Origin of the sequence: Streptomyces sp. NPDC057253 (assembly GCF_042669125.1) — a bacterium.
In the GTDB taxonomy this organism is placed as follows: domain Bacteria; phylum Actinomycetota; class Actinomycetes; order Streptomycetales; family Streptomycetaceae; genus Streptomyces.
Genome location: NZ_JBHUXV010000103.1, coordinates 1 through 13,775, shown reverse-complemented (window position 1 = coordinate 13,775; position 13,775 = coordinate 1). Strand labels below are relative to the sequence as shown.

Genomic DNA, 13,775 nt, shown 5'->3' with positions numbered 1-13,775 from the left:
GCCCCCACCGGACCGCAACGGGCCGCCGCAGGCATCTCAGGGGCGCGGGGAACTGCGCAAAACGCCCGCCCCCACCCACCCCGCACCCTGCTACTCAGCGGCCCCGTACAACCGATCCCCCGCGTCCCCGAGCCCCGGCACGATGTACCCGTGCTCGTTCAGGTGATCGTCGACCGCCGCCGTCACCACCGTCACCGGCGTCCCCGCCAGCTCCCGCTCCATGATCTCCACGCCCTCCGGCGCAGCCAACAGCACCACCGCCGTCACATCGTCCGCACCCCGCTTGATCAGCTCACGGATCGCCGCGACCAGCGTGCCGCCCGTCGCGAGCATCGGGTCGAGGACGTAGACCTGGCGGCCCGAGAGATCCTCCGGCATACGCGCCGCGTACGTCGTGGCCTGGAGCGTCTCCTCGTTGCGGATCATGCCGAGGAAACCGACCTCCGCGGTCGGCAGCAGCCGGACCATGCCGTCCAGCATGCCGAGCCCGGCCCGCAGGATCGGCACCACCAGCGGCCGCGGATACGACAGCTTCACGCCGGTCGTCGCGGCGACCGGCGTCCTGATGTCGACCGCCTCGGTGCGCACGTCACGCGTGGCCTCGTAGGCGAGCAGGGTGACCAACTCGTCGGCGAGACGGCGGAAGGTCGCGGAGTCGGTGCGCTGGTCGCGCAGCGTGGTGAGCTTGTGGGCGACCAGGGGGTGGTCGACGACGTGGAGGCGCATGTCCACAACAGTAACCGGCACCACCGTCCCGCTCGCGCTGGCGTCAAACCGCCCGTCCGAGGGAAAGTGGGAGGGACGGACAACAGGGTGGTGAGCCTATGCCTGACCTGCCGGAGCGTGAATCCGGACGGAAACCGTCACGACAGGAACCGCGGCGGTCACGAGACGCCAGAGAGACCCGGGACCCCGGTAGGCCCGCCGGGCCCGTCGACCCCGGCGCACCCCGGGACACACCCGACTCCCTCGCGGGACGCGGCCCCAGGGACCCCCACGCCCCCCGCGAGACCGACGCCGAGCGCCGCCGCCGTCGCGCCCAGTTCCTGCGGGACCTCGCGGAGGCCCGCGAGCTGCGCGACCGGGTCCAGCCCCGCCGGGCGAAGGTGGCCCGGCTGCGGCACGCGATGCGGATGCGGACCTTCCGCTGGTAAGAAACTCAACGCGCCCGAGGTGCCCGGAAACCGCGTCGGCGACGCCCGCGGGGTGCGCTGAACAGGTGGCCGTGCGAAGACGCTGGGAAAAGCCGCGTACGATCCCGCTCGTGGCGGCGACGAGTGCGCTGGTGAGTCCTTCACCGACGTGCCGACGCACGTGCGATCAAAACCACCGGACACAGGGTGCCGAAGACGTCCCCTGAACGCCTTGTTTCTGCCACGATTCCGAGTGGGTGGGGCTCGGAGCCGAGCTCTCCCCGCCCGCAACCTCCGCCGGGGGGACCCCCAACCGGCACGCCTATGACCAGTGGGAGAGTCACGGTGTACTTCGCCGCACTGCTCGCGCGCACCGAAGACGGGTGGGAAGCGAGCGACACAGAGCTCGACGATGTGGAGACCCTGTCGGATCTGGCCGACCTCGCCCGGGAAGCCTCGGCCGAGGACGACACGGTGCTCGTACTCATCGAGCAGGAAGACGCGTGGTTCGGCGTCGTCCGGATCGACGGTGAGGAAGACCCTCGTATCTACGTCTCGGACGCCGCAGCCGCCGCCCGCAGCTCGTACGGCGAGATCCTGCTCACCGACGAACTGCTCGGAAGGGAGCCCGGCGACGACGACCCCGACCTGGACGCCCTGGACCTCGACGGGACCGAGGACGGTGAGGACGACGAGGACGACGACGCCGAGAGCGGCGGCGGCTCCGCCGAGGCCGTGCCGCACGGTCCGGTCGGTGACGCCACGGTCCTCGACGACCTGGGCGTCAGCGAGAAGGAGCTGAAGTCCCTGTCGGAGGACGCCGTCACCGAGATCGCCGAGGCCCTGGGCGCCTCGGAGGTGCTGGAGACCGTCCGCTGACCGGAGCCACCGCGCCGGACCCGGTCCGCGACCGCTGGCGGGCCGCGATGCGGCTCGCCCTGGAAGAGGCCGGCAAGGCGGGCCCCGACGTGCCGGTGGGCGCCGTCGTGCTGTCCCCGGACGGTACGACCGTGCTCGCGGCCGGCCACAACGAACGCGAGGCGGGCGGTGATCCGACCGCGCACGCGGAGATCCTCGCGATCAGGAGGGCGGCGGCGGAGCTCGGCGAGTGGCGGCTGACCGGCTGCACGCTCGTCGTCACGCTGGAGCCCTGCACGATGTGCGCGGGCGCGATCGTGCAGTCCCGGGTGGACCGGGTCGTCTACGGCGCCCGCGACGAGAAGGCGGGCGCGGCCGGCTCCCTCTGGGACGTCGTCCGCGACCGGCGCCTCAACCACCGCCCCGAGGTCGTCGAGGGAGTCCTCGCCGACGAATGCGCCCGGCTCCTCACGGAGTTCTTCCGGAACCGCTGACGGGACCACGGCAGGACCACGGCGGGACCGACCCAGGGGCCGCCGATTACCGATTTCAAAGCACGCCCCACCTTGCTGTAAGGTCTCCCTCGGTAGCGTGTCCGAGCGGCCGAAGGAGCTCGCCTCGAAAGCGAGTGTGGCGCAAGTCACCGAGGGTTCAAATCCCTCCGCTACCGCTTCAGAAGGGCCCCGTCGTAAAGACGGGGCCCTTCATGCGTGCTGATCACCCCGGTTACACTCGCGCCCCATAAGCAACAGCAGAGGCGGGGGAGGCCGCGATGGCGGTGAACGGTAAGAAGATCGCCGTCTATCTGGTCGTGGTCTTCGTCCTGTATGTGATCATCACGGACCCGGCCAAGGCCGCCGACTACGTGCAGATAGGGTTCGAGGGCATATCGGACGCCGCCAAGGCCGTCGGCGACTTCTTCACCTGGCTGGCCGACGGGGCGCACTGACCGAACCGAGGGAACGCCCATGATCCGCCATCTCGTCCTGTTCAAGCTCAACGAGGGTGTCGAGCGCGACGATCCGCGGGTCGTCGCGGGTGTGGAGGCCTTCCGCACCCTGGACGGCAAGATCCCCGAGATCCGCTTCTGGGAGCTGGGCTGGAACATCAGCGACCGCCCCATCGCCTACGACTTCGCGATCAACTCCGGATTCGAGGACGAGGCGGCGCTGCGGACCTACGCCGAGCACCCGGAGCACCAGGCGGGCGTGGCGCTGTGGAAGGAGTTCGCGACCTGGGTGGTCGCGGACTACGCCTACTGAGCCCGAGAAGCTCCGAAGCCTCCTGCCGGGAACGGCGGGAGGCTTTTGCGCGTCTTGGGCCCCGACTTGCTCTTACCTGCCTCTCAACACGGCCTAACCCAACGTTATGCGGTGCTTGCACACAGTGCACATGTCTTGTGATGCTATGACCGCTTTTGACGGATGAGTTGACCAACGAAGAGGTGGCGTTGACCGTGTCGGCCAGTACCGCGCCTCCCCAGGAGGCGGCCCCTCCCCAGGAGGCGGCCCCCCGCAGCCGCGGCGCCGACACCCGGGCGCTCACCCAGGTGCTCTTCGGCCAGTTGAAAGGGCTCCAGCCGGGCACGCCGGAGCACAACCGGGTGCGGGCGGCGCTCATCGAGGCCAACCTCCCGCTCGTGCGCTACGCGGCCGCCCGCTTCCGCTCCCGCAACGAGCCGATGGAGGACGTGATCCAGGTCGGCACCATCGGGCTCATCAACGCGATCGACCGCTTCGACCCGGACCGGGGCGTGCAGTTCCCCACCTTCGCGATGCCGACCGTGGTCGGCGAGATCAAGCGGTACTTCCGCGACAACGTCCGCACGGTCCATGTCCCGCGCCGGCTGCACGAGCTGTGGGTGCAGGTCAACAGCGCGACGGAGGACCTGACGACCGCCTTCGGACGCACCCCCACGACCGCCGAGATCGCCGAGCGGCTGCGCATCGGCGAGGACGAGGTGCTGTCCTGCATCGAGGCCGGGCGGTCGTACCACGCCACCTCGCTGGAGGCGGCCCAGGAGGGCGACGGGCTGCCCGGACTCCTGGACCGGCTCGGCTACGAGGACCCGGCGCTGGACGGCGTGGAGCACCGCGATCTGGTCCGGCATCTGCTGGTGCAACTCCCCGAGCGCGAACAGAGAATCCTTCTCCTGCGCTACTACAGCAACCTCACCCAGTCGCAAATCAGCGCGGAACTCGGCGTCTCACAGATGCACGTTTCGAGGCTACTCGCGCGTAGCTTCCAGCGACTGCGATCCGCCAATCGCATCGACGCATAGATGTGCGCCAAAGGTGTGGGCGCATAGCGGATGCATAAGGGGCGCACGGTCGCACGTTCCGGAACACCGCAGTTCGCAAGCACTGTCGAGGCGTAACCGGCGCGAGCGAATCGCTCACCAGCGCCGTTCCCGACACTTCTGCGCCGAAAAACCGTCAGACCCCCTTTATCCAGGGCGGATTCGAGTCTCACATGTCGACATGTCACTACAGCGTGTTGCCGACATGTGACATTCTGCCGGAAGCGCGTTTGCCAGGGCTTCGGCTCCGGTATTCAGGTGAAGGCTGACGTTCCTCGACGGAGCGTCCGCCGTACCGTCCCGCGACCCAAAGGGGGTGGCATGTCCGCAGACCAGGGCAGCTCGAAGGTGCTCACGCTCACGAAGAGCGAGGCTGCGCCCGCGCTCATCGACGTCCCGGCTGTCGAGGCCGCGCCGGCCCAGGCCCTTCCGGCCCCCCAGGCCGTGTCCGGAGCCATCGACACCCGCACCCTGTCCCGCTCCCTCTTCCTGCGGCTCGCCGCACTCGACGAGAACAGCCCCGAGCGCGCGTACGTCCGGGACACCCTCATCGAGCTCAACCTCCCGCTGGTGCGCTACGCGGCCGCCCGCTTCCGCTCGCGCAACGAGCCGATGGAGGACATCGTCCAGGTCGGCACCATCGGCCTGATCAAGGCGATCGACCGCTTCGACTGCGAGCGGGGCGTGGAGTTCCCGACCTTCGCGATGCCGACGGTCGTGGGCGAGATCAAGCGGTTCTTCCGCGACACCTCGTGGTCGGTCCGCGTCCCGCGCCGCCTCCAGGAGCTGCGCCTGGCCCTCACCAAGGCCAGCGACGAGCTCTCCCAGAAGCTGGACCGCTCCCCGACGGTCGCGGAACTCGCCCTGGTGCTCGGCGTCTCCGAGGAGGACGTCGTCGACGGCCTCGCGGTGGGCAACGCCTACACCGCCTCCTCGCTGGACTCCCCCGCCCCGGAGGACGACGGCGGCGAGGGCTCCCTGGCGGACCGCCTCGGCTACGAGGACACCGCCCTGGAGGGCGTGGAGTACCGCGAGTCCCTCAAGCCCCTGCTGGCGAAGCTGCCGCCCCGCGAGCGGCAGATCATCATGCTCCGCTTCTTCGCCAACATGACCCAGTCGCAGATCGGCGAGGAGGTCGGCATCTCGCAGATGCACGTCTCCCGCCTGCTGACCCGCACGCTGGCCCAGCTGCGCGAGGGTCTCATCTCCGACTGATCCCGTCCCAGCAGAAGGGTTCCCATTTGACGGGGCGTCAGCCACCATGGCGCGATGCCTCGCCTACCCCGGACGACCTGGACACATGGCCGTCGGTGCGCCCTGATCGGCGCGTCGGCGGCCGTCGTCTGTCTCGGCGCGGCCCTGGCCGCGTGCGGGGGCGGACCCGGCGAGGGTTACGTCGCCACGGGCGCGGCGGGCGGCCCCACACCTTCATCCGATACGGCCATCACCCCGACCGGCGACGTGACACTGGTGCCCCTCCAGGACCCGGCGTCCACCCCGATCAGAAGCCCGGCGTCGGCGGCCCCGGCCTCCGGGGGCGGCACGTCTGCCGGATCGACGGCAGCCGGTACCGGGCGGACCGGCACCCCGGCCGGCGCCGGCGGTGCCACGGACGCGCCCGCGCGGCCCATCGAGGGCCCCGGGGACGGTCGTAGCCCCTCGGCGTCCCCCTCCGCGGAAGCGCCCCCGCGACCCGCGGCCCTCGTCTGGTCCGAGCCGGTCCGGAAGGCGACAGACAAGCGCTGGTGCGAGGACGTCACGCTGGAGTTCCGGAACACCGGGGGCTCGCCGGTGACCTCGGGGGCCGTCACCTTCGGGACACACGTCATCGGCGCGCTCGGCATCGACTGGGCGACCGTGGAGTCCGCGGCGGAGCTCCCGGTGCCGATCGATGCCGGCGCGCGTGTGGTGAGGACCTGGACGGTGTGCGTCGACGCGTGGCGCGTGCCGCTCGGCATGCGGGTGGAGACGCGGGACGTCACCGTCCGGTGGGGGTAGTCCCGCTTACTTCAGCGCCAGCCAGGCCACCGCGGCCACGACCGCGACGGCGACGATCACGCCGATGATCAGGCCCACGCGGGGGCCTGCGGAGGCGGCGGGGGCGGCCTGCTGCCGTCCGCCCTGGGGACCCTCGTCGACGAAGGCACGGAACATCTGGGTGCTGCCGGCGGGGTCGTAGTTGCCCTGGGGGCCCTGGTTGTCAGCCATGCCCAGAGACCCTAGCGAATCCGGCGATGGGGCCCAAGTGCGGGGCCGACGGGGGTATCAGGGGGCCTCACGTGCCGGTTTACGTTCGCAATACTTGCCTTTGCCAAGTTTTTATGCCGCACTCACGCCGTTTTATTTGCCTGTAGCAACCAAGCACGCCTATGGTTGCCCTAAGCAACGAATACGGGAGGTGTGATGGGCGAGCAGGCGCGCTACGAGGAGCTGATCCGTCAGTTCAGCGCCTTCGGAGCCGTGAAGAGGGAGCTGGGGCGGATGATGCCGTCCGACTGCCCCGCCGGTTCCGCCGCCGTGCTGACCCTCCTCGGGCGCTACGGGGACATGCGCATGAGCAAGCTCTCCGAGCTGCTGGCCGTGGACATGTCCGTGACCAGCCGCCATGTGGCGCACGTCGTCGAACGCGGCTGGATCGAGCGCTCCCCCGACCCGGCGGACCGGCGCTCGCGCATCCTCCGGCTGACCCCCGCGGGCCGGGCGCTCCTGGACCAGCTGTCCCGGCGGACCTGCCTCATGCTCGCCGAGCGGCTCGGCGACTGGAGCGACGACGAGGTGGCCCAGCTGACCGCGCTGATGGCACGGCTGCGGGCGAGCTTCGACGACACCCGCTCGCACGACACCCGCGCCCACGGTCCCGAACCCCGGCCGCCCGCACCCCTCGTACTCGAACAGACCACCCGTACACCCGCGATCACCAAGTAAGAGAAGGAAGCCCATGGCAACGACCACACCAGCCGGTGTGCGGGCTCACGCCAAGCACGGGGGAGGCTCCGGCGAGTACGCCCCGATGACGCACCGGCAGATCATGGAGGCCATCTCCGGCCTGCTGCTCGGCATGTTCGTGGCGATCCTGTCGTCCACGATCGTCACCAACGCGCTCCCGCACATCATCAGCGACCTCGGCGGCGGCCAGTCCGCCTACACCTGGGTCGTCACCGCCGCCCTGCTGTCGATGACCGCGGCCACCCCGCTGTGGGGCAAGCTCGCCGACCTGTACAGCAAGAAGGCGCTCGTCCAGATAGCGCTCGTCATCTATGTGCTGGGCTCCGCGGCCGCGGGTCTCTCGCAGAACTCCGGCATGCTGATCGCCTGCCGTGTCGTCCAGGGCATCGGCGTCGGCGGTCTGTCCGCGCTCGCCCAGATCGTCATGGCGGCGATGATCTCCCCGCGCGAGCGCGGCCGTTACTCCGGCTACCTCGGCGCGACCTTCGCCGTCGCCACCGTCGGCGGCCCGCTGCTCGGCGGTGTCATCACCGACACCTCGTGGCTGGGCTGGCGCTGGTGCTTCTACGTCGGCGTCCCCTTCGCCGTCCTCGCCCTGATCGTGCTCCAGAAGACCCTGCACCTGCCCGTCGTGAAGCGGGACGTCAAGGTCGACTGGGCGGGCGCGACCGCCATCGCCGCCGCCGTCTCCCTGCTGCTGGTGTGGGTCACCTTCGCCGGTGACAAGTACGACTGGCTGTCGTGGCAGACGTACACCATGGTCGGTGGGTCGATCGTCCTCGGACTGCTGTTCGTGCTGATCGAGTCCAAGGCCACCGAGCCGATCATCCCGCTGCGCCTGTTCAGGAACCGGACCATCACGCTCGCGTCGCTGGCCTCGCTGTTCGTCGGTGTCGCGATGTTCACCGGCACGGTCTTCTTCAGCCAGTACTTCCAGCTGGCCCGTGACAAGTCCCCGACGATGTCCGGTGTCATGACGATCCCGATGATCGGCGGACTGTTCGTCTCCTCGACCGTCTCCGGGCAGTTCATCACCCGCACCGGGCGCTGGAAGGCGTGGCTGGTCAGCGGTGGTGTGCTCGTGACGGCCGGCCTCGGCCTGCTGGGGACCATCCGCTACGACACGGCCTACTGGAAGATGTCGATCTTCATGGCCCTGCTGGGTCTCGGCATCGGCATGATGATGCAGAACCTGGTGCTCTGCACCCAGAACCAGGTCGACCCGTCCGACCTCGGCTCGGCCAGCTCCACGGTCACCTTCTTCCGGTCCCTGGGCGGTGCGGTCGGTGTCTCCGCGCTCGGCGCGGTCATGTCCCACCGGATCACGCACTACGTCTCGGACGGCGTCGCCGCCCTCGACCCCAAGTACCGGGCCGCCCTGGCCGGTTCCGGCTCCTCCACCGACAGCATCCCGGACCTCGCCAAGCTGCCCGCCCCGGTGCGCACGCTCATGGAGAGCTCCTACGGCCACGGCATCGCCGACGTGTTCCTGATCGCCGGCGCCCTCGCGGCCCTCGCGTTCCTGATCACGCTGTTCATCAAGGAGGTCCCGCTGCGGACCAAGGGTGGGCTGGCGCAGGCGGCGACCGAGGGGGCTCCGGCTTCCGCTCCGGCCCCTGAGGAGACCGCGGCCGCCGCGCACACCCCGAGCTGGGCGGCCGCCGAGACCGTCGCCTCGGACACCGAGACGGCTCCCGAGGGCACCCAGCGGCTGTCCGCCGTGGCCACCCTGGCCCGTCCGGAGGCCTCCGGCGAGGGCTCCGGCGGCATCCCGGTCCGCGGCTTCGTGCGCGGCAACGAGAGCGCGCCGGTCCCGCAGGCAGCCGTCACGCTGATCTCCCTCGCGGGACGGCAGCTGGGCCGGTCGGTCACGCAGTCCGACGGTTCCTACGCCGTCGAGGCGCCGAGCGTCGGGTCGTACGTGCTGATCGCCGCCGCGGACGGGTTCCAGCCGCAGGCGTCCACCGTCCTGGTGGGCGGCGAGCCGGTGGCGTACGACATCCTCCTCAGCGGCACCAGCGGGCTGAACGGGCTCGTGCGGGCCGCGGTGAGCGGGGAGCCGGTCAAGGACGCGATGGTGATCGTCACCGATGTGCGGGGCGATCTGCTGGCCACCGGGACCACCGGTGAGCAGGGCGAGTTCGCCTTCGGTGAGCTGGTGCCGGGGGCGGTGACCGTCGCGGTCAACGCCGCCGGGTTCCGGCCGCGCGCCCTGCCCGTCGAGGTCGGCGGCACCGGTGTCACCCGCGTCGAGGTGGACCTGGACTCGGGCGCCCGCCTCCAGGGTGTCGTCCGGGCGCCGCACGGTCCGCTGGCCGACGCGCGGGTCACCCTCGTGGACGCGGCCGGCAACGTGGTCGGCACCGCCACCACCGGGACGGACGGGGCGTACGCCTTCACCGACCTGGACGGGGGCGAGTACACGGTCATCGCCACGGGTTACCCGCCGCAGGCGACGGCCCTGACGGTGAACGGCCCCGCGGTCGACGGACACGACATCGAACTCGCCCACCCCGGCGAGTAGTTCCACCCACTCCGGCCCGTGGCGGGGGAACGCGCGCTCCGAGCGGAGGCGCGCGCCCGCCACGGGCCGGTCTTCTTGGAGGAGGTACCAGACATGCCACTGACCGCGAGGATCCGCACCCGGGACGGATGGGCCGTGTCGCACGCGGTCGTCACGGTGACCGACATGACCGGGACGCAGGTGCTGCGCGCGGAGGCGGACCCGGAGGGCGCGGTACGGGACTCGACCGAGCTGGAGCCGGGGCCGTACACCGTCATCGTCACGGCCGTCGGGTACGCGCCCGCCGCCTCCAGTGCGATCGTCACGGCGAGCGGGCGGGCCGAGGTCGGTACGGTCACGCTGGCCCGCATCGGCGGTACGGAACTCCCGCCGCCGGGCCCCTGGACCGTCGACCCGGCCCACTCCAGCGTGGGCGCGGTCGCCCAGCACCTGGGCATCTCCAGCGTCCACGGCCGCTTCACCGACTTCACCGCGGCGATCGAGGTCGCCCCGGACGACGTGACCAAGTCCCGGGTGGAGGCGGTGATCCGGGCGGCCTCCATCGACACCGGGAACGCGATGCGGGACGAGCACCTGCGCTCGGCGGACTTCCTGGACGTGGAGCGGTACCCGGAGATCACCTACCGGTCGACGGGCCTGGTCGTGGCCGGCACGGACCGCTGGACCGTCCGGGGCGACCTGTCGATGCGCGGTGTCGTACGCCCCGTCGACCTGGACCTCGCCTACCTCGGCACGGGCGCCGACCCCTGGGGCGGAACCCGCGCGGCCTTCCGCGCCACGACCCAACTGCACCGGGAGGACTTCGCCATGAACTACAACCAGGTGGTGCAGGCGGGGATAGCGGCGATCGGCACGACGCTGAAGGTCGAACTCGACGTACAGGCGGTGCAGGGGGAGTCGCTGCCGCAGGGCTGAGGGTGTGCGGTGGAACTCTCTGGTGCTCCAACTAGGGTGATTCCATGGCACCGAACATCGCGAGCAACACGGCCGTCTCCCTCGATGAACTGCTGGACTTCGTGCGCCCCAGGCACCGGGCGATCCTGCTGACCCGGCGTGGGGACGGGTCGCCGCAGGCCTCTCCGTTGACGTGCGGGGTGGACGACTCGGGGCGGATCGTCGTGTCGACGTATCCCGAGCGGGCGAAGACGCGGAACGCGAAGCGGGATGCGCGGGTGAGCGTGATCGTGCTGAGCGACGACTGGGACGGGCCGTGGGTGCAGGTCGACGGGACCGCGGAGGTCATCGACTCGCCGGAGTCCGTGGAGCCGTTGGTGGAGTACTTCCGGAACATCTCCGGGGAGCATCCCGACTGGGACGAGTACCGGGCGGCGATGGTGCGGCAGGGGAAGTCGATCATTCGGGTCACGCCGGAGCGGTGGGGGCCGGTGGCTACGGGTGGATTTCCTGCGCGGTTGGCTTCGCCGGACGCCTAGGGGGTGGCGGGTTCTGTTCGTTGGCGGGTGCGGGTGCGGGTGCGTGGTGGCTGGTCGCGCCCACGCGGCGGAGCCGCATATCGACACAGCCCCGCGCCCCTATCGGCGCTCCACCATCGCCTCGATTCCTTTGATCAGTAGCTCCAGGGCGAACGTGAAGTCCCTGTCTCTCATTTCCTCCACCGTGTCGCCGCCCCTCGCCGTCATGATCTCCTCGTTCTCCTTGAGGATCTCGGCGGCGTCGGGGGACCGGGTCGCTGATGCCATCGCGTGGCGGAAGTAGGCGTCCTGGGTCATGCCGGCGCCGGCCGCCCGGGTGATGAAGTGGCCCTCGATGGTGCCGAAGCCGTAGACGAACTGGAAGACGGCGGAGATCGCACCGGTGATGCCGTGCGCGGGCAGGCCGCTCCTGCGGATGACCCGGTGCACGGTCCGGGACAGGGCCAGGGAGTGGGGGCCGATGTTGAGGAAGGTGCCGGCCAGCGGGGAGACCCAGGGGTGCCGGACCAGCAGGCCCCGGTACTCGCGCGCGATCGTGCGCAGTTGGTCCCGCCAGTCCTCCTCCTCGGTCTCCGGGTCCGGCAGCTCCAGTCCGTCGAAGGCCGCGTCCAGGGCGAGTTCGAGCAGGTCGTCCTTGGTGTCGACGTACCAGTAGACGGACATCGCGGTCACGTTCAGCTCGCTTGCCAGCCTGCGCATGGAGAACCTGGCCAGGCCGTCCGTGTCCAGCAGTCGCACGGTGGCCTCGGTGATCCGCTCCCGGTCCAGCCCCGAGGGCTGCCCTCCGCCCCGCCCACTCCGGCGTACCTTGCCTTCCAGCCAGACACTGGTCCGGCCCGAGGCCTTCTGGCCCGCGTCAGCCATGGCACACCTTTCGAAAACATCCGTCCACTGTCAAAGATGCTAGGCGCCCACCGACCTACAGGGGCGCGGGGCTGTGTCGATATGCGGCTCCGCCGCGTGGGCGCGACCAGCCACAACGGACCCGCAGCCGCCAACCACACGAGGTCCCTACCCCTCAGGCGACTCCACCGCGCTCCGCCCGCCGCAACAACACCCCGGCCACCACCCCACCCAGCAACACAGCCACCGCCCCCACCATTTGGCTGCTCTCCAGGCCGGAGGCAAACGCGTCAGTGATCCGCGCCCGCTCCGCCCCCGACCCCGCCTCCGCCAACGCCCCCGGCAGGGACACCGCGGCCACCGAGATCCCCGCTGCGAAGCGGGAGTTCAGCACCGCGCCCAGCACCGCGACCCCCAGCCCCTGCCCGAACTCCGCCACCGTGCCGTTGATCCCCGCTCCCACCCCGGCCTTCTCCGGCGGGATCGCGCTCATGATCGCGTGGGCCATCGCGGGACTCGCCACCGCCGCCCCCGCGCCGATCAGCACCAGCCCGAGCAGCGTGCCCGGATACCCGTGGCCGGTGAGCGTGGCGATCGAGAGCAGGCCCGCCGCCATCACCGCCATGCCGAGCCCGATGGAGAGCGGGGTCCCGAGCCGCGCCGACCACTTCGCCGCCACCCCCGTGAAGTTGAGGGCCACGATCATCAGCGCGAGCGGTGCCGTGCGCAGCCCCGCCTCCAGGGGGCCGTAACCAAGGACGAACTGCATGTGCTGGGTGAGCAGGAACAGCGAGCCGCCCATGCCGAAGGTGATCAGCACCGCGCCCGCCACGGCCCCGGTGAAGCGACGGTCGCGGAAGAAGTGCATGTCGAGCATGGGGTGCGGGATCCGGCTCTCCCACCACGCGAACGCCCCGAGGACCCCGACCGCCACCGCCGCCGGCGCCAGCACCCGGCCGGACGTCCAGCCGTGCTCCGGGCCGGAGATGATCGCGAACACCAGGGAGGCCATGCCGATGGTGGACAGGAGCGCGCCGAGGAGGTCGGGGCGGTCGCCGCAAGGGTTCCTGGACTCGGGGACCAGGATCACCACCGCGACCAGGGCGAGCGCGGCGACCGGCAGGTTGATCAGGAAGATCGCGCCCCACCAGAAGTGGTTCAGCATGAAGCCGCCCAGGAGGGGGCCGGTGGCGAAGCCGAGGGAGTTCACCGCCGCCCAGATGCCGATCGCCCTCGGCTGCTCCTCGGGCGCGAAGATCTGCATCGCCACGGCGAGCGTGGTGGTCATCAGCAGGGCTCCGCCGACGCCCATCCCGGCCCGCGCCGCGATCAGTTGGGCGGTGGAGTCGGCGAGGCCCGCGACCAGCGAGCCCACCCCGAACAGCACCAGCCCCGCGGCCAGCATCTTCTTGCGGCCGTAGCGGTCGGCGGCGCTGCCCGCGGTGAGCAGGAGGCCCGACTGCACCAGCGAGTACGCGTTGATCATCCACTGGATGTCCGAGGTGGCGGCGCCCAGTTCGCTGGTGAGCGAGGGGATCGCCACGTTCAGGATCGTGTTGTCGAGGAGCACGGTCAGCTGGGCGAGACAGATGACGCCGAGTATCAACCAGCGCTGGGGATGGCCCTGGGAGACGGTGACGGGCGCGGGAGCGGTCATGCCGTACACCGTAGAACAGTTCTTATACGCCGTACAACGCGCTTTCTCGCCGTACACACGCGCGTGGGGCGGTGACCCGCGG

Annotated in this window: 16 protein-coding genes and 1 tRNA gene; 13 read left to right on the top strand and 4 right to left on the bottom strand. The window is 70.6% G+C overall.

Annotated elements, in window-relative coordinates; all coding sequences use genetic code 11:
- Positions 1-90 precede the first annotated feature (90 nt).
- On the bottom strand, positions 91-726 hold the full coding sequence (gene upp / locus ACFULQ_RS37430; RefSeq protein ID WP_383552849.1) for a uracil phosphoribosyltransferase: 636 nt from the start codon (positions 724-726) through the stop codon (positions 91-93).
- Between the two features lie 98 nt (positions 727-824).
- Here upp and ACFULQ_RS37425 point away from each other — a divergent pair, with 98 nt between their 5' ends.
- The 9 genes from ACFULQ_RS37425 to ACFULQ_RS37385 all read left to right on the top strand — a co-directional run bounded on the left by ACFULQ_RS37425 (position 825) and on the right by ACFULQ_RS37385 (position 6,288).
- Positions 825-1,154, top strand: coding sequence for a hypothetical protein (locus tag ACFULQ_RS37425; RefSeq protein ID WP_383552846.1), 330 nt, complete (start codon positions 825-827; stop codon positions 1,152-1,154).
- Between the two features lie 324 nt (positions 1,155-1,478).
- Complete coding sequence (locus ACFULQ_RS37420) at positions 1,479-2,012, top strand: hypothetical protein (protein WP_383552893.1); 534 nt, start codon at positions 1,479-1,481, stop codon at positions 2,010-2,012.
- Between the two features lie 47 nt (positions 2,013-2,059).
- Complete coding sequence (tadA, locus tag ACFULQ_RS37415; protein ID WP_383552843.1) at positions 2,060-2,485, top strand: tRNA adenosine(34) deaminase TadA; 426 nt, start codon at positions 2,060-2,062, stop codon at positions 2,483-2,485.
- Positions 2,486-2,576: 91 nt separating this feature from the next.
- A tRNA-Ser gene (locus ACFULQ_RS37410) sits at positions 2,577-2,661 on the top strand.
- Between the two features lie 102 nt (positions 2,662-2,763).
- Positions 2,764-2,940: a hypothetical protein gene (locus ACFULQ_RS37405; protein ID WP_020134015.1), complete on the top strand. Its 177-nt coding sequence runs from the start codon at positions 2,764-2,766 to the stop codon at positions 2,938-2,940.
- Positions 2,941-2,959: 19 nt separating this feature from the next.
- Positions 2,960-3,253, top strand: coding sequence for a Dabb family protein (locus ACFULQ_RS37400; protein WP_383552840.1), 294 nt, complete (start codon positions 2,960-2,962; stop codon positions 3,251-3,253).
- A gap of 182 nt (positions 3,254-3,435) precedes the next feature.
- Positions 3,436-4,272, top strand: a complete 837-nt coding sequence (locus ACFULQ_RS37395; protein WP_383552891.1) for an RNA polymerase sigma factor SigF — start codon at positions 3,436-3,438, stop codon at positions 4,270-4,272.
- Between the two features lie 339 nt (positions 4,273-4,611).
- Positions 4,612-5,505: an RNA polymerase sigma factor SigF gene (locus tag ACFULQ_RS37390; protein ID WP_383552837.1), complete on the top strand. Its 894-nt coding sequence runs from the start codon at positions 4,612-4,614 to the stop codon at positions 5,503-5,505.
- 54 nt (positions 5,506-5,559) lie between these two features.
- Positions 5,560-6,288 carry a hypothetical protein gene (locus tag ACFULQ_RS37385; protein ID WP_383552834.1) on the top strand — a complete coding sequence of 243 codons (729 nt, stop codon included), beginning with the start codon at positions 5,560-5,562 and terminating at the stop codon, positions 6,286-6,288.
- A gap of 6 nt (positions 6,289-6,294) precedes the next feature.
- On the opposite strand, the gene ACFULQ_RS37380 is transcribed toward ACFULQ_RS37385, so the two are convergent.
- A complete protein-coding gene (locus tag ACFULQ_RS37380; RefSeq protein ID WP_383552831.1) occupies positions 6,295-6,498 on the bottom strand; it encodes a hypothetical protein in 204 nt (67 codons plus the stop codon).
- A 195-nt stretch (positions 6,499-6,693) separates the two neighbouring features.
- Here ACFULQ_RS37380 and ACFULQ_RS37375 point away from each other — a divergent pair, with 195 nt between their 5' ends.
- The 4 genes from ACFULQ_RS37375 (at position 6,694) to ACFULQ_RS37360 (ending at position 11,193) form a co-directional block, all read left to right on the top strand.
- Positions 6,694-7,215, top strand: a complete 522-nt coding sequence (locus tag ACFULQ_RS37375) for a MarR family winged helix-turn-helix transcriptional regulator (RefSeq protein WP_383552829.1) — start codon at positions 6,694-6,696, stop codon at positions 7,213-7,215.
- A gap of 13 nt (positions 7,216-7,228) precedes the next feature.
- Positions 7,229-9,760, top strand: a complete 2,532-nt coding sequence (locus tag ACFULQ_RS37370) for an MFS transporter (RefSeq protein ID WP_383552826.1) — start codon at positions 7,229-7,231, stop codon at positions 9,758-9,760.
- A gap of 93 nt (positions 9,761-9,853) precedes the next feature.
- The gene (locus ACFULQ_RS37365; protein ID WP_383552823.1) at positions 9,854-10,675 is read left to right on the top strand and encodes a YceI family protein; all 822 of its coding nucleotides are present in this window, start codon (positions 9,854-9,856) and stop codon (positions 10,673-10,675) included.
- A 44-nt stretch (positions 10,676-10,719) separates the two neighbouring features.
- Positions 10,720-11,193: a PPOX class F420-dependent oxidoreductase gene (locus ACFULQ_RS37360; RefSeq protein WP_383552820.1), complete on the top strand. Its 474-nt coding sequence runs from the start codon at positions 10,720-10,722 to the stop codon at positions 11,191-11,193.
- A 99-nt stretch (positions 11,194-11,292) separates the two neighbouring features.
- Here the strand turns inward: ACFULQ_RS37360 and ACFULQ_RS37355 are convergent, their stop codons facing one another.
- Both ACFULQ_RS37355 and ACFULQ_RS37350 read right to left on the bottom strand, forming a co-directional pair.
- The gene (locus tag ACFULQ_RS37355) at positions 11,293-12,057 is read right to left on the bottom strand and encodes a TetR/AcrR family transcriptional regulator (protein WP_383552818.1); all 765 of its coding nucleotides are present in this window, start codon (positions 12,055-12,057) and stop codon (positions 11,293-11,295) included.
- A gap of 154 nt (positions 12,058-12,211) precedes the next feature.
- Entirely contained in the window at positions 12,212-13,693 is a 1,482-nt protein-coding gene (locus ACFULQ_RS37350) for an MFS transporter (protein WP_383552815.1), read from the bottom strand.
- Positions 13,694-13,775: the final 82 nt, after the last annotated feature.

Excerpts from the sequence above, each read along its gene's own strand:
- upp (WP_383552849.1), bottom strand. The coding sequence starts at position 726 with ATGCGCCTCCACGTCGTCGACCACCCCCTGGTCGCCCACAAGCTCACC.
- ACFULQ_RS37425 (WP_383552846.1), top strand. The coding sequence starts at position 825 with ATGCCTGACCTGCCGGAGCGTGAATCCGGACGGAAACCGTCACGACAG.
- tadA (WP_383552843.1), top strand. The coding sequence starts at position 2,060 with ATGCGGCTCGCCCTGGAAGAGGCCGGCAAGGCGGGCCCCGACGTGCCG.
- ACFULQ_RS37405 (WP_020134015.1), top strand. The coding sequence starts at position 2,764 with ATGGCGGTGAACGGTAAGAAGATCGCCGTCTATCTGGTCGTGGTCTTC.
- ACFULQ_RS37400 (WP_383552840.1), top strand. The coding sequence starts at position 2,960 with ATGATCCGCCATCTCGTCCTGTTCAAGCTCAACGAGGGTGTCGAGCGC.
- ACFULQ_RS37390 (WP_383552837.1), top strand. The coding sequence starts at position 4,612 with ATGTCCGCAGACCAGGGCAGCTCGAAGGTGCTCACGCTCACGAAGAGC.
- ACFULQ_RS37385 (WP_383552834.1), top strand. The coding sequence starts at position 5,560 with ATGCCTCGCCTACCCCGGACGACCTGGACACATGGCCGTCGGTGCGCC.
- ACFULQ_RS37380 (WP_383552831.1), bottom strand. The coding sequence starts at position 6,498 with ATGGCTGACAACCAGGGCCCCCAGGGCAACTACGACCCCGCCGGCAGC.
- ACFULQ_RS37375 (WP_383552829.1), top strand. The coding sequence starts at position 6,694 with ATGGGCGAGCAGGCGCGCTACGAGGAGCTGATCCGTCAGTTCAGCGCC.
- ACFULQ_RS37370 (WP_383552826.1), top strand. The coding sequence starts at position 7,229 with ATGGCAACGACCACACCAGCCGGTGTGCGGGCTCACGCCAAGCACGGG.
- ACFULQ_RS37365 (WP_383552823.1), top strand. The coding sequence starts at position 9,854 with ATGCCACTGACCGCGAGGATCCGCACCCGGGACGGATGGGCCGTGTCG.
- ACFULQ_RS37360 (WP_383552820.1), top strand. The coding sequence starts at position 10,720 with ATGGCACCGAACATCGCGAGCAACACGGCCGTCTCCCTCGATGAACTG.
- ACFULQ_RS37355 (WP_383552818.1), bottom strand. The coding sequence starts at position 12,057 with ATGGCTGACGCGGGCCAGAAGGCCTCGGGCCGGACCAGTGTCTGGCTG.
- ACFULQ_RS37350 (WP_383552815.1), bottom strand. The coding sequence starts at position 13,693 with ATGACCGCTCCCGCGCCCGTCACCGTCTCCCAGGGCCATCCCCAGCGC.